Raw genomic sequence first — 1908 nt, forward strand, 5'->3', positions numbered from 1 at the left:
CCCGCAGACTTCGTCACGATAAGCTTCTCGAGGGCTGTGGCCGACTTCGTCTCGGTCAGGAGGGACTGCATCAAGCGGCTCTACCTGCTGGAGTCGAGGCCCGGTGAGGAGGCCGCGGCGGCGGTCGAGGAGTACGGCAGACACGTAGACGTGGTCCCGATACCCGACTCAGCCGTGGGGTCTGTCCGTTTCGACTACGCCGTCTTCGGCCTCGACGGGCTGTACGCGGACGGCTACGCCTTCAACAAAGTGGGTACCCTCCCGTTGCTGGCCACGGCGAGGGCGGTCGGGGCCGTGTCCATTGCCGTGTTCGAGAGCTACAAGGCGGCGCCGTTGCCCAGCCCCGAGCCCTACAGGATAGTTGCTGAGGTCCTAGGCAGGAGGATCGAGATTCCTTGTTCGACAAGTTCAAGTCGTCGTTGATAGACGTGGCGGCGACTGATCTGGGCATCTTCGAGAGGCCGGGCGGCGAGCTCGCCGAGAGGGCCTGGGCCGTCATCGAGAAGGCGCTGGGGCTCGGCTAGGCGCTCCGCCGCCCCCTCCGACGACCCTCCCCCTATCTATATAAACCGTCGCGTCGGCCAGGACCCTATCGCGGTACGCCCACGTGTTAGCCGCCATGGTGTTCAAGCACGAGACGTTGGAGGAGCTGGCCCAGTACGCGGACGTCCCCGTGCTGAACCTCTTGTCGGACAAGTTCCACCCGCTCCAGTCCCTCGCCGACGCGCTGACCCTCTGGGAGAAGAAGGGGCGCCTCAACGTCCTGAAGGTGGCGTTTGTAGGCGACGTGGGGAACAACGTGGCGGCGAGCCTGGCGGTGATAGGCTCCAAGCTGGGCTGGGAGGTGAGGCTGGTGGGCCCGAGACAGCTGTGGCGCAACGATCTCTCGAAGCTGGCCGAGGACGCCGGGCTGACAGGCGCGCGGGTGTACCAGACCGACTCGCTGGAGGAGCTCAAGGGCGTCGACGCGGTGTATACCGACGTCTGGATCTCCATGGGCTTCGAGAAGGAGGCCGAGGAGAGGGAGAGGTGGGGGGCCCAGGATTAGGGAGCTCGACGAGAGCCCTGCCGAGCTGAAAGCCGACGTGGAGTAGCTCTAGCCGCGGGGCGCGGGGGCCGCGCGCCGGGCGAACTGCGGAGGCAGGTTGGGGCGGGCGGCGGACACGCCGACTAGCCGACGACGCGGCGGTTAACGACGGCTACCGCAGACTGGCGTAAAGATCTGGGCTTGCAGGTGCGCGCGGAGTAGAGGCCGAGGCGCCTCAGCGCCGCGAGGCCTACGGGGGTGACAGTGCTTATATCACTGACGAACGCCGCCTTCCGCGGCGCAACAAAGGTGGGCGCTAGAGAGGCCGCGAGGAGGGAAGAGCATATGAAGAAGGCGCCTGGCAGGAGGGGTGGCGCCGCTGGAGGTGCCGGAATCAGGACGAGGAGGAGGGCGGTATCTGACAGAAACAGCGGTCTAAGTCGAGCTCTCAGCAGAGGCCGGGGCGGCGTAGCCGTTCCTCGAGTCTTTGCCGTCGGCCGCCCTTCGGTGTGGGGCGTGTTGCCGGGGGCCGGGGTTTTAAACAGGCCTCGCCGCCGCCTGCTCTGGGGTTACGAGTTTGGTGTTGATTCTCTCAGCCATGGCTTTGATGTAGCTTGGGTTTCTGTCGCTGATATACGGCGTTATGACTAAAACCGCGTTGACCGGCCTTCCTGTGGTTTTTGTGTACAGTTCTGTTTTCCGCTTTACGGTAAGCAAATCCCCCCTCTTCAGACTAGAGGTGACCTCCACGGCGATTACAGCGCCGTCTTTTATAACCACGTCGAGCTCCACCTCGCTGGGGTATCCGTAGACGTACCCGTCTGCGTCGTAGTACAGCCGCTTCTCCACCGCGTAGCCAGCCGCGCGCAGGAGCTCCCTCA

2 protein-coding genes and 2 pseudogenes are annotated in these 1908 nt (G+C 64.7%); 3 read left to right on the forward strand and 1 reads right to left on the reverse strand.

Features of this window, described 5'->3' with window-relative positions:
* The 3 genes and pseudogenes from ACP5J3_RS13960 to ACP5J3_RS13970 all read left to right on the forward strand — a co-directional run.
* Window positions 1-423 (forward strand): annotated as a pseudogene (locus tag ACP5J3_RS13960) (translation initiation factor eIF-2B); the annotation flags it as partial.
* Window positions 396-524 (forward strand): hypothetical protein, encoded by a 129-nt coding sequence (locus ACP5J3_RS13965; protein WP_428496239.1) that lies wholly within the window; start codon window positions 396-398, stop codon window positions 522-524. The pseudogene ACP5J3_RS13960 and the gene ACP5J3_RS13965, both read left to right, overlap by 28 nt.
* A gap of 53 nt (window positions 525-577) precedes the next feature.
* A pseudogene (locus tag ACP5J3_RS13970) lies at window positions 578-1030 on the forward strand (ornithine carbamoyltransferase); the annotation flags it as partial.
* Window positions 1031-1564: 534 nt separating this feature from the next.
* On the opposite strand, the gene ACP5J3_RS13975 reads toward ACP5J3_RS13970, so the two are convergent.
* The coding region (locus tag ACP5J3_RS13975) for a DUF3782 domain-containing protein (protein ID WP_428496240.1) at window positions 1565-1908 on the reverse strand (344 nt) is incomplete at its 5' end.

The organism is Pyrobaculum sp., from assembly GCF_049971835.1.
GTDB lineage: Archaea > Thermoproteota > Thermoprotei > Thermoproteales > Thermoproteaceae > Pyrobaculum.